Source organism: Lacticaseibacillus chiayiensis (assembly GCF_004123795.1).
In the GTDB taxonomy this organism is placed as follows: Bacteria; Bacillota; Bacilli; order Lactobacillales; family Lactobacillaceae; genus Lacticaseibacillus; species Lacticaseibacillus chiayiensis.
Genome location: NZ_MSSM01000005.1, coordinates 152,212 through 177,319 on the forward strand (window position 1 = coordinate 152,212; position 25,108 = coordinate 177,319).

The 25,108-nt window shown below is 48.1% G+C and carries 23 protein-coding genes and 1 riboswitch; of the genes, 3 read left to right on the forward strand and 20 right to left on the reverse strand.

Annotated elements, in window-relative coordinates; genetic code table 11:
- Positions 1 to 72: 72 nt before the first annotated feature.
- Together spxA and BVJ53_RS02935 are read right to left on the reverse strand one after the other, a co-directional pair.
- On the reverse strand, positions 73 to 471 hold the full coding sequence (spxA, locus tag BVJ53_RS02930; protein WP_129301068.1) for a transcriptional regulator SpxA: 399 nt from the start codon (positions 469 to 471) through the stop codon (positions 73 to 75).
- A 251-nt stretch (positions 472 to 722) separates the two neighbouring features.
- Positions 723 to 1,460 carry an MBL fold metallo-hydrolase gene (locus BVJ53_RS02935; protein ID WP_129301069.1) on the reverse strand — a complete coding sequence of 246 codons (738 nt, stop codon included), beginning with the start codon at positions 1,458 to 1,460 and terminating at the stop codon, positions 723 to 725.
- 68 nt (positions 1,461 to 1,528) lie between these two features.
- Between BVJ53_RS02935 and BVJ53_RS02940 the strand changes: the two genes are divergently transcribed.
- Complete coding sequence (locus tag BVJ53_RS02940; RefSeq protein WP_129301070.1) at positions 1,529 to 2,035, forward strand: monooxygenase; 507 nt, start codon at positions 1,529 to 1,531, stop codon at positions 2,033 to 2,035.
- A 166-nt stretch (positions 2,036 to 2,201) separates the two neighbouring features.
- Here the strand turns inward: BVJ53_RS02940 and BVJ53_RS02945 are convergent, their stop codons facing one another.
- Together BVJ53_RS02945 and BVJ53_RS02950 are read right to left on the reverse strand one after the other, a co-directional pair.
- Positions 2,202 to 4,277, reverse strand: a complete 2,076-nt coding sequence (locus BVJ53_RS02945) for an ABC transporter permease (protein WP_129301071.1) — start codon at positions 4,275 to 4,277, stop codon at positions 2,202 to 2,204.
- Complete coding sequence (locus BVJ53_RS02950; protein ID WP_129301072.1) at positions 4,261 to 5,031, reverse strand: ABC transporter ATP-binding protein; 771 nt, start codon at positions 5,029 to 5,031, stop codon at positions 4,261 to 4,263. Before BVJ53_RS02950 ends, BVJ53_RS02945 begins: the two co-directional genes overlap by 17 nt.
- A gap of 166 nt (positions 5,032 to 5,197) precedes the next feature.
- Between BVJ53_RS02950 and BVJ53_RS02955 the strand changes: the two genes are divergently transcribed.
- Positions 5,198 to 5,872, forward strand: a complete 675-nt coding sequence (locus BVJ53_RS02955; protein WP_129301073.1) for a response regulator transcription factor — start codon at positions 5,198 to 5,200, stop codon at positions 5,870 to 5,872.
- Between the two features lie 9 nt (positions 5,873 to 5,881).
- Positions 5,882 to 6,961 (forward strand): sensor histidine kinase, encoded by a 1,080-nt coding sequence (locus tag BVJ53_RS02960; RefSeq protein WP_129301074.1) that lies wholly within the window; start codon positions 5,882 to 5,884, stop codon positions 6,959 to 6,961.
- A 129-nt stretch (positions 6,962 to 7,090) separates the two neighbouring features.
- On the opposite strand, the gene nrdG is transcribed toward BVJ53_RS02960, so the two are convergent.
- The 16 genes from nrdG to BVJ53_RS03040 all read right to left on the reverse strand — a co-directional run bounded on the left by nrdG (position 7,091) and on the right by BVJ53_RS03040 (position 24,915).
- Positions 7,091 to 7,669, reverse strand: a complete 579-nt coding sequence (gene nrdG / locus BVJ53_RS02965) for an anaerobic ribonucleoside-triphosphate reductase activating protein (RefSeq protein WP_129301075.1) — start codon at positions 7,667 to 7,669, stop codon at positions 7,091 to 7,093.
- Positions 7,670 to 7,881: 212 nt separating this feature from the next.
- Positions 7,882 to 10,083: a heavy metal translocating P-type ATPase gene (locus BVJ53_RS02970; protein ID WP_129301076.1), complete on the reverse strand. Its 2,202-nt coding sequence runs from the start codon at positions 10,081 to 10,083 to the stop codon at positions 7,882 to 7,884.
- Entirely contained in the window at positions 10,073 to 10,516 is a 444-nt protein-coding gene (locus BVJ53_RS02975; RefSeq protein ID WP_129301077.1) for a CopY/TcrY family copper transport repressor, read from the reverse strand. Before BVJ53_RS02975 ends, BVJ53_RS02970 begins: the two co-directional genes overlap by 11 nt.
- 210 nt (positions 10,517 to 10,726) lie before the next feature.
- Positions 10,727 to 11,971, reverse strand: a complete 1,245-nt coding sequence (gene purD, locus BVJ53_RS02980; RefSeq protein ID WP_129301078.1) for a phosphoribosylamine--glycine ligase — start codon at positions 11,969 to 11,971, stop codon at positions 10,727 to 10,729.
- Positions 11,972 to 12,235: 264 nt separating this feature from the next.
- Complete coding sequence (gene purH, locus BVJ53_RS02985; protein WP_129301079.1) at positions 12,236 to 13,759, reverse strand: bifunctional phosphoribosylaminoimidazolecarboxamide formyltransferase/IMP cyclohydrolase; 1,524 nt, start codon at positions 13,757 to 13,759, stop codon at positions 12,236 to 12,238.
- Positions 13,760 to 14,329: a phosphoribosylglycinamide formyltransferase gene (gene purN, locus BVJ53_RS02990; protein ID WP_129301080.1), complete on the reverse strand. Its 570-nt coding sequence runs from the start codon at positions 14,327 to 14,329 to the stop codon at positions 13,760 to 13,762.
- The gene (gene purM / locus BVJ53_RS02995) at positions 14,326 to 15,336 is read right to left on the reverse strand and encodes a phosphoribosylformylglycinamidine cyclo-ligase (RefSeq protein WP_129301081.1); all 1,011 of its coding nucleotides are present in this window, start codon (positions 15,334 to 15,336) and stop codon (positions 14,326 to 14,328) included. Before purM ends, purN begins: the two co-directional genes overlap by 4 nt.
- Positions 15,333 to 16,787, reverse strand: a complete 1,455-nt coding sequence (purF, locus tag BVJ53_RS03000) for an amidophosphoribosyltransferase (protein ID WP_129301082.1) — start codon at positions 16,785 to 16,787, stop codon at positions 15,333 to 15,335. Before purF ends, purM begins: the two co-directional genes overlap by 4 nt.
- Positions 16,763 to 18,979 (reverse strand): phosphoribosylformylglycinamidine synthase subunit PurL, encoded by a 2,217-nt coding sequence (gene purL, locus BVJ53_RS03005; protein WP_129301083.1) that lies wholly within the window; start codon positions 18,977 to 18,979, stop codon positions 16,763 to 16,765. Before purL ends, purF begins: the two co-directional genes overlap by 25 nt.
- Positions 18,966 to 19,652 carry a phosphoribosylformylglycinamidine synthase subunit PurQ gene (purQ, locus tag BVJ53_RS03010; protein WP_129301084.1) on the reverse strand — a complete coding sequence of 229 codons (687 nt, stop codon included), beginning with the start codon at positions 19,650 to 19,652 and terminating at the stop codon, positions 18,966 to 18,968. Before purQ ends, purL begins: the two co-directional genes overlap by 14 nt.
- Positions 19,649 to 19,909 carry a phosphoribosylformylglycinamidine synthase subunit PurS gene (gene purS / locus BVJ53_RS03015; protein WP_025012690.1) on the reverse strand — a complete coding sequence of 87 codons (261 nt, stop codon included), beginning with the start codon at positions 19,907 to 19,909 and terminating at the stop codon, positions 19,649 to 19,651. The genes purQ and purS overlap by 4 nt, the downstream gene beginning before the upstream one ends.
- On the reverse strand, positions 19,902 to 20,630 hold the full coding sequence (purC, locus tag BVJ53_RS03020; RefSeq protein ID WP_167470156.1) for a phosphoribosylaminoimidazolesuccinocarboxamide synthase: 729 nt from the start codon (positions 20,628 to 20,630) through the stop codon (positions 19,902 to 19,904). Before purC ends, purS begins: the two co-directional genes overlap by 8 nt.
- Positions 20,624 to 21,739: a 5-(carboxyamino)imidazole ribonucleotide synthase gene (purK, locus tag BVJ53_RS03025; RefSeq protein WP_129301085.1), complete on the reverse strand. Its 1,116-nt coding sequence runs from the start codon at positions 21,737 to 21,739 to the stop codon at positions 20,624 to 20,626. The genes purC and purK overlap by 7 nt, the downstream gene beginning before the upstream one ends.
- Positions 21,736 to 22,221 carry a 5-(carboxyamino)imidazole ribonucleotide mutase gene (gene purE, locus BVJ53_RS03030; protein ID WP_129301086.1) on the reverse strand — a complete coding sequence of 162 codons (486 nt, stop codon included), beginning with the start codon at positions 22,219 to 22,221 and terminating at the stop codon, positions 21,736 to 21,738. The genes purK and purE overlap by 4 nt, the downstream gene beginning before the upstream one ends.
- 357 nt (positions 22,222 to 22,578) lie before the next feature.
- Positions 22,579 to 23,184, reverse strand: coding sequence for an energy-coupled thiamine transporter ThiT (gene thiT, locus BVJ53_RS03035; protein WP_129301087.1), 606 nt, complete (start codon positions 23,182 to 23,184; stop codon positions 22,579 to 22,581).
- Positions 23,185 to 23,226: 42 nt separating this feature from the next.
- Positions 23,227 to 23,324, reverse strand: a riboswitch (TPP riboswitch).
- 166 nt (positions 23,325 to 23,490) lie between these two features.
- Positions 23,491 to 24,915, reverse strand: coding sequence for a sugar porter family MFS transporter (locus BVJ53_RS03040; protein ID WP_129301088.1), 1,425 nt, complete (start codon positions 24,913 to 24,915; stop codon positions 23,491 to 23,493).
- Positions 24,916 to 25,108: the final 193 nt, after the last annotated feature.

The following is a 25,108-nucleotide window of genomic DNA, read 5'->3' on the forward strand; positions in this document are numbered from 1 at the left end:
ATTAATGATCATTTGGCTGTTAACTTGTTTAAGTACAACAGTCACGCGGGTATGAGAACACGACTTACTAAATTAAAATCCTGCCAATAATTGCGCCTGTTGAAGTTCCAAGGTACGCACAGACCGCGGCAAAAAGCGCCGGATCTCGTCTTCGTTATAACCAACCTGAAGACGCTTGTCGTCCATCATGATCGGTCGCCGCAATAAACCCGGATATTTCGCTACCAGTTTAATCAGCGTACCAGTCGACAATTCATCGATGTTTACTCCTAGCTCCTGGAAGATCTTCGAACGTGTTGAAATAATTTCTTCGGTACCCTCTTCGGTCATCATCAATAACCGCTTGATTTCATCCACGTTCAATGGATCAGAAAAAATATTACGTTCTTTAAAAGGAATCTTATTTTCCTTTAACCAGGCGCGCGCCTTCCGACAAGATGTACAACTTGGGGACGTGTATAAAATAACCATGAGCGCTCGCTCCTTTTTCTTTGACGAGGAATCCTTTACAACTACAGGTATAGTATACGAGATTGGATCAAAGCAGCGCAATCATATTTAGAAAAATAATTTTTTAAAATTTGAAACCTAATTTTTAAAAAACGCACTAGATGTTGTCTAATCAGCGTTTTTATAAGTTTTCTTGTGAAAAATAGCTCAAGTTATAATAACTTATTTTTTAACATTCCTCTCTCATTTTAAGAAAACAGTTATCAATACTATCAGACATTAATTGTCAAGTCATCTGCCGCCATCAAAATTGGTATGCCCACCGCTTGCTTTTGGGCCTGCTGTTTCAAGGTGCTAAGATCGAGTTGTTGTGGCAAATGTGTTAATAAGAGTTGCTTCACTTCGGCATCTTTTGCTAACTGGCCGGCTTCGGGAGCGGTTAAATGCCAGCGCGGTGATGGCTGATCGGCCAGAAAATTGGTATCTGCCATCAAGAGATCTGCATTTTTTGCAAACGGTATCAACCCAGGAAAATAACGCGTATCACTTGTGTTGACCAGCACTTTATTGGTGCCCGCTTCAACAATCCGCACGGCAAATGCCGGAACCGGATGCTGGGTTTCAAGAAATGTTAATGTTAGCGGCCCGAGATGCAACGTACTATCACCCGAGTAACCAAGTCCTTGGGTATACGGACCAAATGTCAGACTGCCAAAATTTAACGGATCTTTAGTGTGACCATAAATTGGTAGTGGTGCCACTTTTTTGGTACCTTTACGCAGCTGATAATAGTACTGCAACACACCGACATCCGCAGTGTGATCATGATGATAATGTGTTAGCAAGACGGCATCTAATTGAATTGGATCAAATACTCGCTCCAAAGCAAGTAGGCCACCGCTGCCTAAATCCATCAGTAAGTGATAGTCGCCACTTTCAACCAAATAAGTACTCGTCGCGTGGCCGGCGTCCGGATAACCGCCAAGATAACCTAAAACTGTCAATTTCATTGATTTTTTCCTCCCTTTCAAACTGAAAACCTGCCAAGAAGTTTATAATAAGTGTGGAGGTGGTCGGTATGTCCACAATACAAACAGTCTTCGGTAGCAAGTCGTTCCTTGTTAAACTGCTCGATGAGCGCCACGATCCGCAACTAAAATTGTTAAAACCGGCACAAACTGGTTTGGACTACATGATTTATGATCCAAGCGGCCGAGCAACGTTCAGTGCGCCATTGCGTTATGACGTCATCATGAGCTTGGGGTCAGCCGAACAAAACGGCTATGTGCAGTTCATGTATTTTAATTTGGATACGAACGATGTCAAAGTATTTCTATCAAAAATCAAACAACTCATCGATAACCATGATATCTTACTCGGCGAAAAGCATATTCTCTTAGCGCAAGAAGTCAAACACCCGGATAATTATTTGGTGGTTTCTGTCTGGCAATCCGGCAATGACTACTACGAGTTCAAGAATACCCCAGCGCTCTCGTCAGTCAAGGAATTCATTCGCCGCGCCGCTTCGGCTAATGGCTTTCATGAAGCGGGTTATACCATCATTGACGCCCATCAAAAGGATTAAAACGAGCCGACCAAGTAAGTGGAATTTTTTACATGCTAATCCGTGAACTGGTAAGTTTTGGCTAACATCTAAGCATCAGAATTCGGCAGAACCGATCTCCAGATAATTAACCAACGTTATCGCTAATCGTCACTGGCCATTCTGGTGTTTTTGTGACGCATTTTCATCAATCGTTAACCCACCGGCTAACCGGTCCGTCAACCATGCGAATCATGACATGTACAGTCGCTTGGTAAAACAACCAGTCAATCCCGGCGTAAATGGCAATCATCAGACTAAGGTAACGTGATGGCGGATTATCAAGATAACTATTCATCACACTAATCACACACAGTGCCATAATAATGCCAAATACAAGTGGGACAGCAAAGATCACTGCTGCCTGACGGTAAATCGTGTGCCGAATCTGTTGCGGATCCATCCCCAAATGCTTGAGAATCTGAAAATGCCGCTTCTCCTGACGCACAGCGATGACTTGTTTAAGCAATAAGATACTGCCTGTCGCGACCACAAAAACCCCGCTTAACAATAAGATCAAAAATAGTAAAAAGCCATATAACGTACTGACAAAATTCTGCTGCGATGCTTGCAGCCCGATCGGATTACGCCAAAAGTTCATTTTGGCGCTTACCCGATTAGTGACCTTCAAATCGTCACCTGCCCGTTCGTTGGCACCAATATTGACGTACTCTTGCAGATTCTGGCTATTGTCCAAATGCTGCAGTTGTGTTAGTGCCCGGCGCGCGGCTTTGGTTTTAGGCAGCTTAGCCATATATAGCCGGTCCGGGGTGCCTTCTAACATGTCAAATGTCTGATCACTAACCAGCAATCCCCGGTCAAAATAGTTATTACTCCCAGTTGGGAAAAGATTGGTCGTCCGGGTAAGCCGAAGTGACGTATCACTGCCTGGTAACATAATTGCTCGATTCGGATTACGCCGCGCGCCAACTGGTTGAAACCCGGTTCTGGTTGGTAACATTAGTTGAGCTTCTCGTTGCCGTAATCGAACTGGGGTTAAACTCCTTTGAAGTCGTGCTGCTCGACGATAATCACGTATTGCAACGACATTGTAAACACCAGGCTGCTTGCGAACCTGGCCAACTTGATCCCTTAGCCGAATCTCGGCATATAAAAGTTTAGACGAAATAGTGATCGCATGGGTCGGCTTAACCCTAGCTTTTTTTAAAACGTCCGTCACGTTATCAACGCCGATGCCGGATGCCACGACAGTCGTCGGAATTTCGCGTAACACCAGTTCTTGTTTGTACTGAAATAACATAACTGAACTACCAAGCATGGTTATCGTCACTGCACAAAGCAGAGTCGTTAGCCACAGTGAATGGGCATTGCCGTGCAACCGTTTGATAATCAGATGACGGGAAATCCCGCTTGCGTTGCGATTCTGCATTTCATGATGGCGCTGAAACCACGCCACCAATCCCGGAAGAAAATCGGCAAAGACCAAAAATAGCCCCAGTAACAAAGCCACCACGACTACGAACAATAAAATCGGCAGCACGATTCGACTCGGAATCCATGGCAGCAAGCGCATCAAACTGCCGCTAATCGGCAGCAGGCGCAACATGGTTAATAAACTACCAACCAGTAACGTGAAACCACCAATGCCAAGCCAAAAACGCCACAAGGTTTGGGGCTTAGGCGCAACTGGTACATCTTGTTGCCGAATGAATTGGCGAAGTGGATTTTGGACATAAATGGCGTTAACCGCACCGATTAACAGATAGACAACGCCCATCAATGTCAAAACATCCAACAATGCTGACGGCGAAACCATAAAACCGATCGGCGTATGCAAAGCCATCAGGCGAATCAACACCATGCCTAATAATGGCGACAGAATAAGCCCCAGCAAGACCCCAGCCACAAACCCGATAACACCGACAATCAAGCTTTCAAGAAACACGTTCAAGCCAAGTTTAGCCCCAGATAGTCCCAAAAGTCGGTACAAGCCGATCTCCTGGTCACGGCGGGCAATTAACAGGCTATTTAAATACAACAGGAAACTAATCGAAAACAAAGCCAACAGGACCATGACAATCATCAACAGACTTGGTACGATATCTAGACTGCCTAGGCGCTTGCTGGCATCGCTCAAAATTAACCGATTGTTCGCCACCGTGCCAATCGCATACATAATGGCGTTGATTAACGCAGCAATCATAATCTGCAAGCCGTCTTCGTGCCGATGTTGCACAAGGTTGGTCTTAATCTGTTGCCACACGTGCATGGCCTCCTCCGCTCACCGTCGCTTCCATATCAATAATACGATCAAAGAACTGCTCACGGGATTTGCCGCGGGTGACTTCAGCAAAAAAAGCCCCGTCTTTAATGAAAATAATCCGACTGGCAAAACTAGCCGTGAACGGATCATGGGTGACCATCAAAATCGTGGTTTTCTCTTGCTGATTTAATTGCTGGAGATACCTTAAGAAATCTGTCGCTGCCAATGAATCAAGACTTCCGGTCGGTTCATCAGCCAGTAACAGACTCGGTTGCGTAATCACCGCCCGCGCAGCCGCGACTCGCTGCCGCTGCCCCATGCTTAACTCGCCAGGAAATGCTTTTAATAACGGACCTAGATTGAGATGCTGTGACACCGTACGCAGGCGCTCAGCCCGATCCGGTTGAACCTGACGTTGCAGCGTCAATGGTAAAAGGATATTTTGTGCGACCGTCATATCGTCTAACAAATTAAAATCTTGAAAGACAAAGCCCAGATGATCACGGCGGAATGCGGCTTGTTGGCTTTCATTCAAGGCTTCCAGATCATATCCGGCAATTTTGACTTTACCCGTGCTGGGGGTCTCAATTGTTGCCAAAATATTCAGTAAGGTCGACTTGCCGGCACCACTTGGCCCCATGATGCCGATGAATTCGCCAGCTGCAACCTGAAAGCTGAGGTCATTTAAAGCGCGAACCCGATCATGTCGCTGTCCGAAAATTTTACTTAAATTAGAAACTTCTAAAATTGCCATGGCTTACCTCCGTCATCATTTTACCAAAAACCAGTGTCGACTGCTGTTCATCGTTTTCACTACAACCTGCCCATATCAGCGTTATTTTCTTATTAACCAACCGTTCTTGCGGCTTGTGCTCCGTAGCTAAAACTTATACGATAAGTGCAGGAATGGAGTTGATCACGTGTTTAAAATTATGATTGTAGAAGATGATCAGACCATCAGTGGCCTGATCGCTGACAACCTAAAAAAATGGCAGTTCGAACCAGTCGTTGTGACCGATTTTAACGCTGTCTTCGATGATTTTCTGCAAGAAAAGCCTCACTTGGTTTTACTGGACATCAATTTGCCGGTGTTTGACGGTTATTACTGGGTGCAAAAGATTCGCGAAGTCTCTAAGGTGCCAGTTATCTTTATCTCAAGCCGCAACACTAATATGGACATGGTCATGGCCATGAACATGGGTGCCGATGACTTCTTAAATAAGCCGTTCGCGATGGAAGTCTTGATCGCCAAAATCAACGCATTATTGCGCAGAACCTATAATTACGCCGATCAAGGAACGGATGTTTTGGAACATAACGGCCTTATGTTGAACTTAAAAAATGGTATGGCGCAGGTTAATAATAATGAAATTAATCTTTCAAAAAATGAGTACAAGCTACTACAGATTCTCATGCGGCAACATGGGCAAATCGTCAGTCGATCCCGTCTCTTGAAGGATCTCTGGCAAGATGAACGTTTTGTGGATGATAATACGCTGACGGTTAACATCAATCGCTTACGCAAAAAAATCGAAGAAGCCGGCTTAAAAGATTATATTCAAACTAAAGTCGGTCAAGGTTATATCGTTCCTTAGGAGGCTGCCATGCGTTTTCGCGATTACGTCAAAGACCACCTATGGCCTATTGGCGGTTACGTTTTGTGTGTTGGCTTAGCGGCCATCATTATCTGGCTGGATCCCCAACACCGAGTTAAAATATCAACACTCTGGTACGCGGTTTTATTGGTAACACTTGTTGCGAGTGCTTTTTTTGTGGCCCACTTTAGCCGAGTTCGACGCTTTACCACACAACTTCATGCCCGCCAAGAAGCGAAGGATGCGGCGCTGGACTGGCCACTGCCAGGCGGTGAATCAGGCATGGAAGAAGTCGTTGCCGATACGTACAACCAAATGCTGACGCTACATCGCCAACAGATTACCGCCTTACTGGCCCAACAGCAAGACCAAAAAGACTTCATTGATTCCTGGGTTCACGAAATCAAAGTACCGTTAGCAGCGGTTTCGCTTTTAGCCGAAAGTTTTGAAGGTCAGGTGCCCGATGACAAACTGGATAATCTCAATTTGCAGTTAGACCAAATCGAATTTTATGTCGAACAGGTTTTGTATTATTCGCGGCTCGACAGTTTTTCCAAAGATTATCTCCTACACAACACGCCGCTAAAGTCGCTTGTGAATGATGTCGTCGCCAGTCAACGAAACGGGTTTATCAGCAAGCGCCTGTCATTTAAGCTCAATGGGGAAGATCAAACCGTATTAACCGATAACAAATGGCTGCGGTTTATTTTGGCGCAACTGATTTCGAACGCTGTGAAGTACACACCGGAAGGCGGCCGCATCAGTGCCACGATCCGCAACACCGGTAAAGAAACCCAGCTCATGATTACCGACACTGGCATTGGCATTCCTAAAGATGAACAACACCGCGTATTTGAAAAGGGATTTACCGGAAGCAATGGGCGGATATCGAATCACAAATCAACTGGCTTGGGTCTCTTCTTGGCGGAAAAGCTTTCCGAAAAACTTGGCCACCATTTGACGCTAACATCTGTGATAAACCAAGGTACCACTGTTACCATTCATTTCCCATACGTCAGCTATTACAGCGATCCCGGTCAAACGGTCCATCATCCCAAAACCAACCGCGAGCAATCTGCTAACAGCTAAGGACATACGGATAATCGCGATTTATCGTGCCTGCAAATGCTGTCTTTTAGTCAGCAAAAGCTATCAAAAAAGAACGAGCGACTTCCGATATTCAGTTACTGCGGAAAGTCACTTGTTCTCTTTTTTATATTACCGAATCAAGTTCTTCCAAAGTTTGATCTCGCCAGCCGCTTGGGTTGCCGGTACGTCAATAATGCGTTGATTGGCGCTGCCGCGAAATTGTAAGGTTAAATCTTTTTGGGCCAACAAGAACCGGCCATCAACCAGGATGTCAATGAGCCCTAGTAACGTTAACTTATCTTCGGAATCCTGCATCAGTTCCTCGTATGTGTAACCGCTCCAACTCCAGATGTCTTTGTCATGGCCAAACTCTTGCCGAATGCGGCGGCATAAGCGGATGCATACCTGTGTGTTCAAAAACGGCTCGCCGCCTAATAACGTCAGCCCTTGCACATATGACTGACCCAGATCTTCAATAATCTGGTCTTCTAGCTCGTGGGTATAAGGTTTCCCATATCGGAAATTCTGGGCAACCCGATTGTAACAGCCGGGGCAGGCAAACCGACAGCCAGATACGTATAAACTACAACGTACTCCTTCGCCATCCACAAAGTTAAATGGTTTGTAATCCGCAATACGTTGCTGGGAAAGGTCGCTAGCGAGCCATTCCTTAGGTTTAGGATTCTGCGGTAAGCGGTTGGTCGTCATAACAATATCTGCCTCTTTCTAAATTGATTCTGTCATCACCTTACGAACTGGCATTTAACTGGATGCCTGTTGATAAATGCAACATTCACACTGATAAGTCTTTTTAATCGTACCATCTTTCAACTACAAGATATAGTATTGGTTGTACACAAAATATCGGCTCACCATCAAGATGTAGATGATGAGCCGATATTTATTTTGCCAACTATAATCTAGGCGCGCTTCAAATGCAGGGTCATGGCATTTAACGCAACCACGATCGTCGATAACGACATGATCGCCGCGCCAACTGCCGGACTGAGAATGAAACCAATCGGCGCTAAGATACCTGCTGCCAATGGAATAGCTAAAATGTTGTAGCCAGCTCCCCACCAAAGGTTCTGTACCATTTTGCGGTTTGTCGCCTTTGCCAGCGATAAGAAGTTCAGAATGTCGGCCGGATCGCTGTGAACCAAGACCACGTCGGCTGTATCAATGGCAACATCCGTACCAGCACCGATTGCTACCCCGATATCTGCCTGAGCCAGACTAGGCGCATCGTTGACACCATCGCCGACCATCATCACAACGCCGCGTTGCTGATAAGCCTTGACTTGGGCAACTTTATCTTCAGGTTTGAGTTCTGCCTGAAAATCGGTTAATCCCAGCTGGTCAGCAACCTTTTTAGCTGTTTCATGATTGTCACCAGTCAACATAACCGGCGTGATGCCTTGACGTTTCAAGGCCACTACAAATTGCTTGCTTGATGGCTTCAACTGGTCGCCTTCAGCTACCATTCCTAACACTTGATCCTTCTGTAACAAGAAGGCCAATGAGTTCCCGGCAGCCGCCAACTGATCAGCCTGGGCCTGATCATAACTTAACTGATGATCTTTCAGGTAACGCGCATTGACAATGGTATAAGCCTGTCCATCAATTTCACCTTGCAAGCCGATACCCTTTAGTACCTGAACATTTTCCGCGACAGGGACCTTCAATTGCTGATCCTTGGCTGCGGCTTTAATTCCGGTTGCCAGTGGATGCTCTGAATGACTCTCAAGTGCAGCCATCAATGCTAAGACCTGTGCTTCATCCTGATTGGCAAATGCGACGGTTTTGGCAACGGTGAATTTGCCTTCCGTCAAGGTACCGGTTTTGTCCATTAAGATAAACTTAGCATGTTTAGCAGTTTCAAGTGACTGGCGATTACGAATCAACAAGCCATTGGTTGCACCGATACTGGTACTGCGCGCGATAACCAATGGAATTGCCAGTCCCAGTGCATGCGGGCAGGCAATGATGAAAACGGTGACCATGCGCTCAAAGGCAGTCGCCGCGCCGTCTGGTAGCCAAATGAAGAATGCCAGGATACCGACTGCCAACGCCGCGTAGAAAAGCCAGCCAGCAACCTTATCGGCCATACTTTCCGCTTTGCTCTTATTGGCTTGCGCACTTTGAACCAGCTTCATCACTTGCGACAGGTAGCCACTTTCACCTGTACCAGTAACCTTGATTTCAATGACGCCATCGCCATTGACCGATCCGCCAATGACTCGATCGCCTTCAGCTTTATGAATAGCTTTAGCTTCACCGGTAACCAGCGACTCGTTCACGCTACTAGTGCCACTAACAATCTGACCATCAGCTGGCATCTGTTCACCTGCCAGCACCCGCAAACGCGTTCCGACCTGAACTTCTGCTAACGGCATATCCATCACGTGATCGCCATGCACAACATGCGCTTGGCTTGGCAACAATGCCGCGAGTTTCTCAACGGCATTGCCCGCTGCCATAACCGCATTCATTTCAATCCAGTGTCCTAACAGCATGATCACGATCAGTGTTGCCAGTTCCCAGAAGAAATCCATGACCATGCCATTTGGCGCGATAAAATGATTCATCACAAACGCGTAAAGTGAATAACCGTACGCAACGGTGATACCCATTGCAATCAGCGTCATCATCGCTGGCTGCCGCTGTTGCAATTCGGATTTGGCTCCGGTCAAAAATGGCCAACCACCATAGAAGAACAAAAATGACGACAAAATCAAAACCAGCCAGTCGGATCCTGGAAATACAATCGGCAGTTGCAAAGCCCCTAAGTGAATATTCATCCCCATAAACTGGGAAAGCAGCAGCACCGGAATCATCACAATCAGGCTAACCCAGAATTTTTGTTTAAGATTCCCCATATGCATCATGTGGCCACCACCGTGATCCATATCCATATGGCTCATGTCACCATGGTCCATATGCATGTTGCCATGATTCATCGCTCCCTGATCCATGGCCATGGTTTCCATACCAGCTTGGTGCCCCATCTGATCATGCTGCATTGACATATTTGCCATGTCATCATGCTGCATGCGCTCATGATGCATCTCACTGGGTTGACCAGTCGTTTCGTTTGCATGTTCCATCTTACTATCCTTCATGGACTTCCTCCTTACATCTTTCTGGCAAGCAATTGCAGCTAACCTTTGCCGGTGCATCTGGCAACTTGGCTGTCAATGTTTGCTGCAGGTCATTGATATCGTGTTTTGATAAAGTCACGTGAGTTATCAAGTGATCCAAGGTCTTGCCTATTTTCATCTGACATAAATGGCTAAATAACTCGGTCACTGCTGCATCCATAGATGCCTGTTCGCCGACTGTAGCATGGTACAAAAATTCACGACCTTGTTTTTCCGGTACAAGTGCGCCTTTTTTTACCAAGCGACCTAAAAAGGTTTTGGTAGTTGCGACCTTCCAGCCCATTTTATCTGTCAAAATAGCAGCAAGTGTACTGCTTTTTAAAGGCCCGAGTGTCCAGATAATACGCATGACCTCCCATTCTGACTGGGAAATATCGACTGTTGGTGTTTCCATAATTGGCCTCCGTTTACACTTGTAATCTCTCAACAGTTATAATTTACAACTGTAAACGATGGTTGTCAATATCATTTTTTTAATTTCATTTAAAATCGCCTTCGCACACTGAAAAGGATATGCAAATAGGCACCGCGACAAGAAGCTGTCACAGTGCCTATTTTGTCAATGCTAGTCACCAAAATCAGGTTTTGTTGCTAGCTCTTTTCTTCAGGCTTTGAGCGCATGGAAACCTATGTCAGTGCGGTAATCCAGAACCCCTTGGATGCTTTCCAGCGCCGCTTTTGCTTTAGAAACCGCTTCGGACAGTGTCGGGGCTCCACTTACAACGGAAAAAATTCTGCCTGAATTGCTAATCCAGCCATTTTCTATCTGGTTGACGCTTGCTGGCAACCATGTACCGATAGACCAATCATTTGGCACAATCACCGGCACCGATTTATGCGCTGATTCGGGATAGTCCGGATTCACCGCAACAAAGCACGCGTAAGCTCGACCGTTTACCGTTAAATCCGGTTGTTGACCGTTCGATAAATCCGTTACCATCTGATAAAAATCGTTTTCGATCTGAGGCAAAAGCACCTGCGTTTCCGGATCCCCAAAACGCATATTGTATTCCAGAATTTTAGGACCATCAGAAGTAAAAATCAGACCGATATACATCACACCTTGCCCACTAAGGCCGTCCTCTTGCATCCCTGCCAACGTCTTATCCACTAAGGACTGAGCTGACTGCACTTGGTTGGCAGTAAATTGCGGCAGCGGGCTAATGGCGCCCATACCACCTGTGTTAGGACCACGATCGGCCGCAAATCGGCGTTTATGATCCTGTGATAATGGTAAAATCACGCGGTTTTGACCGTTGAAAAGCGCCATCACCGATGCTTCTTCGCCATCAAGGTATTGTTCAAGTAGGACGGTGGCACTCGGATGACGTTCGTATAGTTGGTCAATCGCATCGTCCAAGGCAGTAGCGTCTTGAGCAATGATGACCCCTTTTCCACCGGCAAGCCCGTCTTTTTTAAGAACGATCGGTAATCCCATCAATGTTGCCTCGGCATGAGCTTCTAGTGCGCTATGCACGGTTTTGCTGGCAGCAGTCGGGAGATGGTGGCGGTGCATAAAATCTTTGGCAAACGTCTTACTCGATTCGAGTTGCGCAAGTTTTTTTGTCACGCCAAAGATCGGCTGATTAGCTTCTTGAAAAGCATCAACAATTCCTTCTGCCAGTGGTACTTCAGGACCGACAAACGTCAAGTCGATCTGATGATCCCGGGCAAATAGAATTAATGCTGGCACTTCGGCTTCGCTAATGCCGATTGGCTCAACGCCTAAAAGCGTCATGGCCGGATTACCGGGTGCCACATAGACATGATCAACTTGTGGCGACTGGTTAAATTTTAGAGCAAGGGCACTTTCTCTGGCACCGCCGCCGATGACAAGAACCTTTTTCATAAAACCTCCTTGCGCGTATGGGCGCATATGTGTGAGTGGTGAGGGTGGCGTAAATGCATGTTGACTGGTAAGAAGTCTGCGTTTAAAGGCCTTAGTCTCAATGGTTAAAGGCCAAAAGACTAGTAACACTGTAGCTTTCTGGCGCCAAAACGCGTTCACTGGCGCAGAAGTCTGCGTATAAGGACCTTAGGCGTAATGGCCAAGTTCGGGCCATCACGCCTAAGGCCACTTATACGCAGACTTCTAACCGCGCCAGTTCACGCTCTAATGCCTAAAGTGCCGCACACCCGTTGTGACCATGGCGATGCCGTATTCGTTGGCTTTGGCGATGGAGTCTTTGTCGCGGATGCTGCCGCCTGGTTGGATGATGGCTTTAATGTCATGTTTTGCGGCGTAATCAACGCAGTCGTCCATTGGGAAGAAAGCGTCGCTGGCCATGACAGCGCCGGCAAAGTTATCGTTTTGTTGTGCCTGGGTCAATGCTAGTTCGACTGACCCGATTCGGTTCATTTGACCGGCGCCAATGCCTAACGTCTGGTCTGCTTGGGCGACCACAATCGCATTACTCTTCACGTGTTTAACCACGGTTTGAGCAAAGGCTAAAGCTTTTAACTGGTCAGCAGTCGGTTGCACCTTGGTCACGACGGTCATGTCCGCAGGTGTTTCGGTCTTATTGTCGCGCGTCTGTACCAGTAAGCCGCCAAAAATCGAAACCGTTTCGGTGCCTAGTTCTTCTGGCATATCGGCCGTATTAATCGTCAACAGTCGCACATTTTTCTTTTTGGCCAAAATTTCGTAAGCATCATCATCAAATGCCGGAGCCATAATAATTTCAAGAAAGAGCTTGTGCATTTTTTCGGCCGTTGCTAAGTCTACTCGGCGATTCAGCGCGATAATGCCACCAAAGATTGACATCGAATCTGCTGCATACGCCTTATCCCAAGCAGCTTCGATCGTTTCGCCTAAGCCAATGCCACAAGGATTCATATGTTTAACTGCCACGACAGCCGGCTGTTTAAATTCACGCAACATCGCCAACGCCGCGTCAGCATCTTTAATATTATTGTAAGAAAGCTCTTTGCCATGCAGTTGCTTAGCAGCCGCCAAACTGGTTGGATCAGGATTGGGTTCGACGTAAAATGCCGCTTGCTGATGGCTATTTTCCCCGTAGCGCAAGTCTTGGCGCTTGTGGTAAGTCGGGGTGAATTGCTCTGGAAATGGTTCGGGATCTAAGTAATGAACAATTTGAGCGTCATAAGCCGCCGTTACCGCAAAAACCTTGGCAGCCAGTTTTCGACGCAACGCCGCATCATCTTGATCAAGACCGGTCAGAACCGCTGAATAATCAGCTGGATCAACCACCGCCCAGACACTGTCGCCGTTTTTAGCCGCAGCCCGTAAAGCAGAAGGTCCACCAATGTCAATCTGTTCAATCGCTTCGGCACGCGTCACATTGGGGCGTTTAATCGTTTCGGCAAACGGATACAGATTCACACAAACAACATCAATCGGTTGGATATGATGATCTGCCAGCGCCTGCATATGCTTAGGATCATCGCGGCGTGCCAAGATACCGGCATGAATTTTGGGATGCAGCGTCTTAACCCGGCCATCAAGCATCTCCGGAAAACCGGTCACATCTTCAACACTGGTCACGGCTACGCCTGCTTCGGCCAGTTCGCGATGGGTGCCGCCAGTTGAAATCAGTTCAAATCCGCGTTCAATCAAACCCTTAGCAAAAGGTACCAAACCGGTTTTATCAGAGACGCTTAACAATGCTCGTTTCACTTAAATCGCTCCTTCTTGAATGAGTTTCTTGACAGTTTCCGGAAAAGTGTGATGCTCCTGACGATGAATGGCAGCTTCCAGTTCCGCTAACGTCATTCCGGGCAGGACACGGACAGGATCCTGGGCAATGATTTCGCCGGTGTCAATCCCCGCATCGACATAATGGACGGTCACGCCGGTTACTTTAACGCCGTAATCAAATGCATCCTTAATGCCTTGCCGCCCGGGAAAACTTGGCAGCAGTGCCGGATGCAAATTGATAATGCGCCGCGGAAATGCGTCTAACAAGGTCGGGCCGATAATGCGCATGTAGCCAGCCAGAATCAACGCATCCACTGGGGGAAGTGCCTCCAAAATGTGGGCTTCGGCCGCCGCCTTATCGGCATAGTCCTTGAAGTTCACGACAATAGTTGGAATCTGATAATGGGCTGCCTTACGAATCACCGGGGCATGTGCCCGATCACAAACCACCACCACAATGCGAAAATCGCTATCCTGGGCCTGTGAAGCCTCAAACAACGCTTCAAAGTTAGTTCCGTTCCCTGATGCAAAAACAGCTAATGCTTTCATTCGCCTGCCACCTGCCAGTGAATCTTTTCCGACGGATCGGTGACAACTTTGCCGATAACTTTACTGCTTGGCAATGCCGTCTGTACATCGGAAACCGATTCCTCAGCAACCGCCAAAATCATACCGATGCCAAGATTAAACGTCATCCGCATCGTGGTTTCGCTCAAATGACCGGCTTGTTGCAAACGATCAAAAAGTTCCGGCCGTCGCCATGCTTGTGGATCGACGTGGGCACTTAAGCCATCCGGGATCACCCGTGGCAGGTTCTCGGTAATCCCACCGCCGGTAATGTGTGCTGCCGCATGGATCAAGCCTTGCTGCATCAAAGGCAACACCTGTTTAACGTAGATTCGGGTCGGACGCATGAGTGCTTGCATCATTTCAGAACCGTCTTCAAGTGTCTGACTGCCCAAATCGGTTTCAGCCAACAATTTTCGGACCAGTGAATAGCCATTGCTATGGACACCGGAACTTGGCAAGCCAATCAACACATCGCCTGCAGCGACATCCTGCGGTAATCTTTTTGGTGCCGAAACTACTCCAACTGCAAAACCAGCCAAATCGTAATGATGTTGCGGATACATGTCCGGCATCTCAGCAGTCTCACCACCGATGAGCGCCATCTCTGCCTGTTGGCAACCAAATGTAATCCCGCGAACTACGGATTCCGCCCGAGCGACATCCAAATGATCCACCGCCATATAATCAAGGAAAAATAGCGGCTGTGCTCCTGTCGCTAGCAAATCATTGGCCACCATCGCCACCAGATCAATACCAACCGTTTCATGCGCATCGCACTGCAAGGCCAACAGCAACTTGGTTCCGACCCCATCTGTAGCACTAATCAAGGTTGGCTGTGGAACAGAAGGTAACCGATATGCTGCCGCGAAGCCGCCAACACTAGCTACCACATTTTCATTCATTGTTTCCTTAGCTAACGCGGCAATTCGCTGCACCGCTTCGTCACCGGCCTTAATATCAACGCCGGCATCTTTATAATCTGTCATGCGCTAACCTCCGCAACATTGACTTTAAGTGACGCAACTTCTTTATTCAGGGCTGACTCATAATCGTCAAGCGGCGTCGGATATTTTCCGGTGAAATAGGCGACACATAACCCGCCATTTGGAGCCGTCGTCGGCAACCCAATACTATCTTCCAGCCCCTGAGTCGAAAGAAATCCAAGTGATTCAACATTTAACAAATCACGCATTTCCGGAACCGGATGATTCGCCGCAAACAATTCACTGGTCGTTTGAAAATCAATGCCGTAAAAGCACGGAAACCGCAGTGGTGGACTGGCGATGCGCAGATGAACCTCCGCAGCCCCGGCTTCTTTTAGTAATTTAACGATTTGCTTGGAAGTAGTCCCCCGCACAATCGAGTCATCCACCAAAACGATCCGTTTGCCGGCAACGACCGGTTTAATGACGCTCAACTTCATTTTGACGCTTTTTTCACGTAAGGCCTGTGTCGGCTGAATGAACGTCCGCGCCACATACTGGCTCTTGACCAGCCCCATTTCATAAGGAATTCCACTGGCCTTGGCATAACCGATCGCCGCTGACAGTGATGAATTAGGCACCCCGACAACAATATCGGCGTCTGCTGGTTGTTCCTTCGCCAAACGCTCACCCATGCGAACTCGCGCCTGATGAACGTTAATTCCGTGAATATCGGAATCCGGCCGGGCAAAGTAGATATATTCCATTGAGCAAACTGCCAACGTTGTCTTGGTTGTGAAGTGATCCAAATGCAACCCATCATCATCAATGATAATCAGTTCTCCAGGTTGCACATCCCGAACAAAATCAGCGCCGACTGCATCCAAAGCAGCTGTTTCGCTGCAGACAATGTAACCGCCATCCGGCATCACGCCAACCACCATCGGCCGAAAGCCATGAGGATCAACCGCGGCATACAAGCCATGCTCGGTCAACAAAACAAACGCAAAACCACCGTGAACTTCATTCAATGCCGTTTTCAGCTGCACCAGCCACGGTTGACCAACCTGCCGGCGAATCAGATGCATAAGCACTTCGGTATCTGAAGTCGATTGAAAAATTGCACCTTGATCTTCCAGTTCACGCCGTAAACTAATGGCGTTCGTCAAATTGCCGTTATGTGCCAAAGCAATCGCTTCATCAGAAAACCGAAAAAGCAAAGGTTGGATATTTTCAAGGACGCGACCACCCGCCGTTGAATACCGAACATGCCCTAGAGCAGCACGACCCATCAATGGCCGTAACTGGTCTGTGTTGGTAAACACTTCACTCAGCAACCCCAAACCATAATGACGCCGCATGCCTTCTTTGGTGAGACCAACGATGCCGGCGCCTTCCTGCCCTCGGTGTTGCAACGTATGCAGGCCCAGATGGGTAATACTGGCAGCGTTGGGATTGCCCCAAATACCAAAGACACCGCATTCTTCATTTAAGCCTTTTGGTTCATGTACCATGGGAGTGCCTCCTCAAATGCAGTTTGCAGCTGGCTCAAGACCACCGAAAATTGATGGCTGACAGTGGTAACGTCAAATTGTGGTTTTGCCTGGACATGGCCAATCAGTTTGGCCGGTCCGTTCAAGGCTTCAAATGCTGCTCGGTTTTCTGGTGCCACTGTCATCAGGAAGCGGCCTTGGGTTTCGGAAAAGCCCCAGCTGGTTGGCAACGTCACCTTAATCTTGGCACCCAGACCATTGGTAAAACCCATTTCTGCGAGTGCAACCAGCAGTCCACCATCACTTAAATCGTGAGCGGCAGTGACCAGGTGCTGACGAATTGCTTTTAAAACAAACGCCTGATTGACCTGCTCTGCTTCTAAATCAAAATCGAATAATCGGCCGGCAACATGACCAGTCTGTAACTTTTGCAACTCACTGCCGTTAAAGTCGCCATGCGTTTCACCGACCAGATAAATCAGATCATTGGCGTGCTTAAACGCAGCCGTCGTGATAGTGCTGAGATCTTCAATCAGCCCCACCATTCCGATCATTGGTGTCGGATAAATCGCGTGCCCATTCGTTTCGTTATAAAGCGACACATTTCCGGAAATCACCGGTGCATTAAACGCCTTGGTTGCCTGAATAATGCCTTTAGCTGCTTCGGCAAGCTCGTAAAACGCTTCAGGCTTGGTAGGATCGCCAAAGTTGAGGCAATCGGTAATTCCCAGTGGCTCTGCACCGCTGGCAACCAGATTCCGTGCTGCCTCAGCCACACTGATTGCGGCACCGACTTTTGGATCGAGATAGAGATACCGGCCCTTGCTGTCGGTCGTCATCGCCAATGCCCGATGCGTTCCACGCACACGAATCACCGCTGCATCGCTGCCTGGCAGAACGACCGTATTGGTTTGCACCTGCGCGTCATAGCGCCGATACAAGGATGATTTATCGGCGATGGTCGGCATTGCCATCATTGCTTTCCAAGTGGTCACCGGATCCGTCACAATCGGATCAAAATCAGATGCGGGATTGGCCAGTCGTTCTGGCATTTTAGCTTCCTGTTTATAAACCGGTGCATCATCGGTTAAAGAGCTGACCGGCACATCGCAAACCAATTTTCCGTGATGATAAAGCTTGTACTGATGCCCTTCAATCACATGGCCAACAATGGCTGCGTCAAGATCATAAGCAGCGAAAACATCCAAAACTTCCTGTTCAAAGCCAGCGCGAACGCAAAGCAGCATGCGTTCCTGAGACTCGGATAACATGATCTCAAAGGGGGTCATGTTGGCTTCACGCTGCGGAATCAAATCAAGATCCAAAGCCATCCCGCTATTGGCTTTACCGGCCATTTCAACGCTGGATGAAACCAAACCGGCCGCTCCCATGTCCTGAATGCCGACAAGTGCCTGCTGATGTTGTTGGGTAATCTCGAGGCAGGCGTCCATCAATAGTTTTTCCATAAACGGATCGCCGACCTGAACAGCTGAGCGATCCGCCGCCTCCTCATCCGAAAACTCACTGGAAGCAAAGCTGGCACCATTAATGCCATCCCGCCCGGTTTTGGCACCGACATAAATCAATGCGTTGCCGACGCCGGCTGCTTTACCTTTTTGAATTTGATCCTTGTCCATGATGCCTACACACATCGCATTCACCAGTGGATTGCGTGTGTAGCTGCCATCAAAATTGGTTTCGCCGCCCACCGTCGGAATACCGATTGCGTTACCATAACCGCCAATCCCTGCAACAATTCGGTCAACCAGATGCTGGGTGTGCGGTTGGCTGAGATCGCCGAACGCTAATGAGTCCAACATAGCTACTGGCTTAGCACCAATGGAAAAAATGTCGCGGATGATCCCGCCGACACCGGTTGCAGCCCCTTCATAAGGTTCGACTGCCGACGGGTGATTGTGGCTTTCGGCTTTAAACACGACTGCTTTGCCTTCACCGATATCGATGACGCCGGCACCTTCACCTGGGCCCATCAAAACGCGTTCATTCTTGGTCCAAAACTGGCGCAGGATCGGCTTACTGTATTTATAAGCACAGTGTTCACTCCACATCCCGCTCGCCAGCCCGATTTCAGTGTCATTAGGCTGGTGGCCGATTAACGCGGCAAAACGATCATACTCGGCTTCGGTCAATCCCAAGTCAAGATAGGACTTTTTTTTGGCAATGGCCGTTGGACTCATTTCAACGTGTACCACGAATGTCGGCTCCTTTCGTTTGTTGGATGAGCGACTGAAAGAGGCCTAATCCATCAGTGCCACCAAGTAAGGCCTCAACCGCGCGCTCCGGATGCGGCATCATGCCCAGAACGTTGCCAGCCGCATTGGTTACGCCGGCGATGTCATGGACACTGCCATTTGGATTATCAGTATACCGGAACACCACTTGGTCATTGGCTTCGAGTTCAGCCAACGTTTCGGGATCGGCATAATAGTTGCCTTCACCATGGGCGATTGGCAACGTCAACTGTTCACCAACCCGGTATTGGTTGGAAAATGCGGTATCTGCACGATCAACGGTTAACGTCACCGGCTCGCAGATAAAGTTCAGATCGCGATTCCACTGCAAAGCACCAGGCAACAAACCGGCTTCGGTTAAAATCTGAAAGCCGTTGCAGATACCCAATACATAACCGCCAGCGTCCGCAAAATCTTTTAGCGCCGTCATGACAGGTGAAAAGCGAGCGATGGCACCGCTGCGCAAGTAATCACCGTAAGAAAAACCGCCGGGAACCATCACGACATCGTAACTGCTTAAATCGGTTTGCTCCTGCTTGATCAGTTCACAGTCGGCACCGGCAATTTGTTGCACTGCCCACTGCAAATCCAAATCACAATTGGATCCGGGAAAAGAAATAACGGCCGCTTTCATGCCTCATCCTCCGTGATTGGCTCTAAGTCAAAGCGATAAGTTTCCATATTGACGTTGGCGAGCAACTGATCACAAATCGTATCGACTTGCTTTCTTACTGCTGCTTCGGTGCCACTAAGCTTCAATTCGAAATATTTGCCATATAAGACATCATCAACATTGTGGTAATCCATCCGGCTCAAGGCGGTCTTGATGACTTCGGCTTTGGGATCCAGTACAGATGGCTTGTAGGTCACGTAAACTTTGGCTTTAAACATGGGCAGCTCCTTTTCCTTGTAGTCGATTAAGTACTTCTTGGTAAACCGGCGTTAACGGGCCTCGATTTTGACGAAAGACGTCTTTATCAAGCGATGCGCCTGTTTGCTGGTCAACCAAGCGGAAATTATCCGGTGACAGTTCATCTGCTAAGACTAATGTGCCGTCTTTTAATGTCCCGTACTCAAGCTTGAAATCAACCAAGGTGATGCCGACTTCATTGAAGCGTTTCGTTAAATAAGCGTTAATCCGGTCAGTTAAGGCGCGAACTTCGCGTAATTGTTCAGGCGTTGCTTCGTGCAAGGCAAAAATCTGTGCCTCGTTCATGAATGGATCGCCGAGTTCATCGGACTTGTAATAGTATTCATGAATCGGTGGATCGAGCTTCATCATCGGCTTAACGTTGAACTTTGTCACAAAATGCCCGGATGCATAATTGCGCACCACGACTTCCAGCGGCAGCATCGTCGCCTTTTTGACAATCATGGTAGTAGCATCTGGCGAATCAATGTAATGGGTTGGAATACCGGCGGCGGACAATTCCTTAAACAGCAAGGTCGAAATGGCGCGATTCAGTTCGCCTTTATGGTCAATCTGCGCCTTCTTTTCACCGTTCAACGCCGTGGCCTGATTGGTGTATGCCATCCATAAAACATCCGGATCTTCGGTTGCAAAAACCTGCTTGGCTTTGCCGGTATACAGTAACGTTGTCTTCTTCACCATGCTGCCTCCATTTGTTTGAGTATGTCCAAAACATTGCGATCATCGGTCACGGTCAAATGTCCCATCTTGCGGCCCGGGCGAATTTCGGCTTTGCCATAATCATGCATGTGCCATTCCGGATGCTGTGGCCACTTGGCTTTGGCCTGGGTTAAATCGTCACCAAGCAAATTGCGCATCACCGCCGGCTGCTTCAACTTAATTGGCGGAATTGGCAGACCGCAGATGCTCAGAATGTGCGCATCGAATTGCGAAAAGTTACATGCTTCGATCGAATAATGGCCGGAGTTATGCGGCCGTGGTGCCAGTTCATTGGCAATCACGTTGTCCCCTTCAAGGAACAGCTCAACGCCAAGCACGCCGCGTAAATCAAGCCCTAAGGCAATCTTGGTCGCCAGGTCATCAATTTTGTGCGCTAAAACCGTTGAAATGTTCGGCGACGGTGCTAAAGTGAGATGCAAAATGTGGTTTTTGTGTCGATTTTCGACAATCGGGAAAACCCGCACCTGATCGCGGCCATCACGGGTGATCATCACAGAGGCTTCGCGATCAAATTGCTGGCGTTTTTCCAAAATGCACGGACCGTGCGCCAACAACTTTTCTCCGGCAGGTACATCTACCATGGTGTTGATATCCTGTTGGCCGTGTCCGTCATAACCGCCTGTTGTGGTTTTCAAAATAGCTGGCAAGCCGATCTTGGCAATCGCAGTTTTCAATGTTGTCGGTGAATCAACTGCGGCAAACGGTGTCACCGGCACGCCATGGGTCTCAAGAAAGGTTTTCTCCTTGATGCGGTCACGCGTCGTTGCCAGGATTGCCGTACCTTGAGGAATCTTCGTTAAATTGCGAACCGCTTCAAGTGCAGCGAGGTCAACGTTTTCGAACTCATAGGTTAAAACATCGGATTCCTTGGCCAACTTGGTCAACGCCGCTTGATCTTCGTATGGGGCGGTAATTTGAAAGTCCGCGACCTGGCCAGCGGGTGAGTTCGGCGTTGGCTCCAAAATGCCAACACGATAACCCATGGCTTTGGCACTTTGAGTCAGCATCCGACCAAGTTGGCCGCCACCGATAATGCCGATTGTTGCCGGAGATGTCACCAAATCAATCATTTGAGAGCCGCCTCACTTTCTTCGGCTCGTTTGGTCTGCTCGGCACGAAATGCTTCAAGGCGTTGGGTTAATGCCTCATCAGTTAAAGCCAGAATCGAAGCAGCAAATAAAGCAGCATTCATAGCACCGGCATCACCAATAGCCATAGTTCCAACTGGTACCCCACCTGGCATTTGAACAATCGACAACAAGCTATCGACGCCATTTAATGTTCGTGTTTTGATCGGAACGCCGATGACAGGTAAAAGGGTGTTAGCAGCGAGCATCCCAGGCAAATGGGCCGCTCCGCCTGCTCCGGCAATAATGACCCCAAAGCCTTGATCTGCCGCATGCTTGCCGAATTCTGAAAGCTTGTCCGGCATGCGGTGTGCCGAAATCACGTGCTTTTCAAAAGGAATTGCCAACGCCGTCAATTGCGTTGCAACCTGTTGCATGGTTGGCCAATCGGAGCTTGAGCCCATGACCACAGCTACTTTCTGCATCTTGTTCCCTGCTTTCTTTAAGATATTTTGAGAATAGCACGTTGAGGAACAACATTCAACCGTAAAATGGAACTATATTGGACTTATTTTAAACTAATGTTCGTGTTTTGATAAGATTGATGATTACTTGCGGTGTTTAAAACCCGAGTCATCGCTGTTCTCAATGGGAAAATTTGAATCGGCAACGCGCCTCAAATTCAAAAACTTCCGCGCTAATCTTTTTCAATTTTCTTGAAGCCAAAAAAATCGGTTCCAAAGATATGCTTCATCTTTGGAACCGATTGAAGGCCTGGTTGCCTCCCCTACAACGCGAAAAGACAGAAACCGGCCAACCATTTTTATGAGTGATGCAACGGTTTAAGCTGCTTTGGTAGAAAGTGACTTGCCATCTTTGGCGATAAAGAGTTGTGGCGCTACGGTTAACAGAATGCCGACAACAACTATGGCCAAAACGGTACTGAACAGCGCGGATCCGCCATTAACGATCAACGAATAGATCCAGGCATTCATGCCTTTTGGTGCGTAACTGCCCCAGAAAACAACGCCGGCAATAAAGTGAATGAAGTACTTAGCAAAAGTACCGATAATAATACCGGCAAAAGCATAGCCGCTAGCCTTCACCTTTTCACCGCCACGGACATTCTTTTGAAACGCAGCATACGTCAATCCCATCAAGCCAACCAGCGTGAACGCAATTGGATATTCAAGGAAGCCTTGAATCGGGTTCAAGACACTGCTGCCACCCAGGCCGCGCAGAATCAAATCCAGAATGCCCCAAACAAAGCCAGCCCATGCGGCAGGGATCGCCCCACGCCGCATCGCCAGAACTGCAATCGGAATCAAGCCATAATTCAACTCAATCGCCGAAACCCCTGTGGTATGCGGAATATAGGTTAGCGCCATCGCAAATGCGGCAATAATCGCTGTTTCCAAAATAACAACCAGACGCTTATGTTGTTGCATAAAAAAAGCCTCCCAGTGAATCCCCACTCACAAAGAAGGTCGCTTCCGACCGTTCACAAATCCCTACGCTCGCATTAACGAACAGGTTCGAAGGGTCCGGGTCTCCCCAATCTCAGCCAATGGCTCCCCTTTGTGAAGGTTCATCGAATTAATTGATACAACCCTATCCTACCAGACTTTGGAGAAAGGGCAAATATTTTACCCAGAGCGGAGCGTGAGCAGACATCGTTAGAAACCTGCAAACGCGTTTATGGGCATGAGCATTCGTTTCAGAAAAATTGAAGTCTCGCAACATAACTTTTTCGTTCATCGACTCAACCGTTCCTTTTCTTCGCGGTGCAAACCCTCCAACGACTTCCCCGCCGTTTCGGGTACAAAGATAACGACAAACAGTAACGATACAATGTTCGTTGCAATGAAGCAAACGAATGTCCAAAACATCCCCATCTGTGCCAAGCCAATCGGGAAAAGCACCCCGACTGCAAAATTAGCCAACCACAGGAAGAAGGTCGCTGTGCCCATACCTAGTCCGCGCAACTGCTCCGGAAAAATCTCCGACATAAGCAGCCAAGTCATTGGACTAACTGCTCCTTGAAAAAAAGCCAGAAAGAGCATCATCATCAGAATGGTTGTAAAGGAACGCAACGGAGAGCCTGCGGGTAAACGGGTAGCAAACGTTACACCGATAATCGCAAGTGACGTGCCAATTAAACCAATAATCAGTAGTGGTCGCCGTGGGACACGCTTAAGTAATTGCATCGTGACAATTGTGGCAGCGACCGCGGTGACGCCATTGGCAATGTTTGCAACCAAAGCACTGTTGCGGCCAAATCCAGTCATCTGCAAAATCGACGTTCCATAATACATCATGACATTAATCCCGGCAATTTGCTGAATGACACCCAAGCCAATGCCAATCATTAACAGTCGGCGAATCCATTTAATCTTGAGTGCATCAACCCACTTGACCTTTTTAAGTTCTGCACTTTTTGCAATGGTCTGTCTTAAATGTTCAAGCTCATCTGGAACTTCTTGCGGTGTTCGTAAAACCGCAAGACTGGCTTCTGCAGCCTTCTGTCGCCCCTTCATCATCAGCCAACGCGGTGACTCTGGAACAAAATGGGTACCAACGCCTAGCAAGATGGCCGGAATAACGGCCAAGACGATCATCCACCGCCAAATACCGTGCACATTACCGAAATTCGTCCCTAAAACGGCATTCAGGATAAAGGCAAGTAATTGACCGGAGACGACCATCAATTCATTTTGGGTCACAAGCCGGCCACGCCGATTCGTTGGCGCAATTTCGGCCAGAAAACTAGGAACCAAAACCGAAACACCACCAACCGCCAGTCCTAAGATCATCCGGGCACCAATCAACCAACCAGCACTAGGCGCTAACGCCGAAGCCAGTGTAGCGAGAAAAAATAAACCGGCTAATCCGGTAATCAAACGTTTACGCCCGTAACGATCGCTGATTCGGCCCACCAACACGGCTCCAAATGCCGCGCCTAACGTTAAACTACTGGTGACCCATCCCTGTGAACCCGGTGCTAATTTGAGCTCACTGGAAATAAACGGTAAAGCGCCATTGATGACGCCGGTATCATAGCCAAAAAGAAGACCGCCCATAGTCGAAATGAGCGCCACCAGTCGTAACCGAACACGCGCAGTGGAAAAAGCACCAGTCCTGCGCTGCAAGCCTGTTTTTGTTTGATGTTGTAAATACATGCAATTCCCCCTCATTCGGTAAACCACCATACTTACTATCAGAGATCTGCATCGCGGCTCGACCTTTTTTAGTTTACATAATAACCATATCACTTTTCTGAAACTGATGCATGCGAGTCAGAGTCATGCCCATAGCTCAGTCAGAGTCGATGGCGTATGGACCTCACTTGACAGAAATGGCAAATCACCTTCA

What these genes read in the sequence shown, in the direction of transcription:
- purQ (WP_129301084.1), bottom strand. Translation starts at nt 19,652, where the DNA reads ATGAAAGCGGCCGTTATTTCTTTTCCCGGATCCAATTGTGATTTGGAT.
- purC (WP_167470156.1), bottom strand. Translation starts at nt 20,630, where the DNA reads ATGGTGAAGAAGACAACGTTACTGTATACCGGCAAAGCCAAGCAGGTT.
- nrdG (WP_129301075.1), bottom strand. Translation starts at nt 7,669, where the DNA reads ATGACGACCAACCGCTTACCGCAGAATCCTAAACCTAAGGAATGGCTC.
- BVJ53_RS02935 (WP_129301069.1), bottom strand. Translation starts at nt 1,460, where the DNA reads ATGAAATTGACAGTTTTAGGTTATCTTGGCGGTTATCCGGACGCCGGC.
- purN (WP_129301080.1), bottom strand. Translation starts at nt 14,329, where the DNA reads ATGAAAGCATTAGCTGTTTTTGCATCAGGGAACGGAACTAACTTTGAA.
- purK (WP_129301085.1), bottom strand. Translation starts at nt 21,739, where the DNA reads ATGATTGATTTGGTGACATCTCCGGCAACAATCGGCATTATCGGTGGC.
- purD (WP_129301078.1), bottom strand. Translation starts at nt 11,971, where the DNA reads ATGAAAAAGGTTCTTGTCATCGGCGGCGGTGCCAGAGAAAGTGCCCTT.
- purE (WP_129301086.1), bottom strand. Translation starts at nt 22,221, where the DNA reads ATGCAGAAAGTAGCTGTGGTCATGGGCTCAAGCTCCGATTGGCCAACC.
- spxA (WP_129301068.1), bottom strand. Translation starts at nt 471, where the DNA reads ATGGTTATTTTATACACGTCCCCAAGTTGTACATCTTGTCGGAAGGCG.
- purS (WP_025012690.1), bottom strand. Translation starts at nt 19,909, where the DNA reads ATGTTTAAAGCCAAAGTTTACGTGACCTACAAGCCATCTGTACTGGAT.
- BVJ53_RS02970 (WP_129301076.1), bottom strand. Translation starts at nt 10,083, where the DNA reads ATGAAGGATAGTAAGATGGAACATGCAAACGAAACGACTGGTCAACCC.
- BVJ53_RS02950 (WP_129301072.1), bottom strand. Translation starts at nt 5,031, where the DNA reads ATGGCAATTTTAGAAGTTTCTAATTTAAGTAAAATTTTCGGACAGCGA.
- purM (WP_129301081.1), bottom strand. Translation starts at nt 15,336, where the DNA reads ATGACAGATTATAAAGATGCCGGCGTTGATATTAAGGCCGGTGACGAA.
- BVJ53_RS02940 (WP_129301070.1), top strand. Translation starts at nt 1,529, where the DNA reads ATGTCCACAATACAAACAGTCTTCGGTAGCAAGTCGTTCCTTGTTAAA.
- BVJ53_RS03040 (WP_129301088.1), bottom strand. Translation starts at nt 24,915, where the DNA reads ATGTATTTACAACATCAAACAAAAACAGGCTTGCAGCGCAGGACTGGT.
- thiT (WP_129301087.1), bottom strand. Translation starts at nt 23,184, where the DNA reads ATGCAACAACATAAGCGTCTGGTTGTTATTTTGGAAACAGCGATTATT.
- BVJ53_RS02960 (WP_129301074.1), top strand. Translation starts at nt 5,882, where the DNA reads ATGCGTTTTCGCGATTACGTCAAAGACCACCTATGGCCTATTGGCGGT.
- purF (WP_129301082.1), bottom strand. Translation starts at nt 16,787, where the DNA reads ATGGTACATGAACCAAAAGGCTTAAATGAAGAATGCGGTGTCTTTGGT.
- BVJ53_RS02975 (WP_129301077.1), bottom strand. Translation starts at nt 10,516, where the DNA reads ATGGAAACACCAACAGTCGATATTTCCCAGTCAGAATGGGAGGTCATG.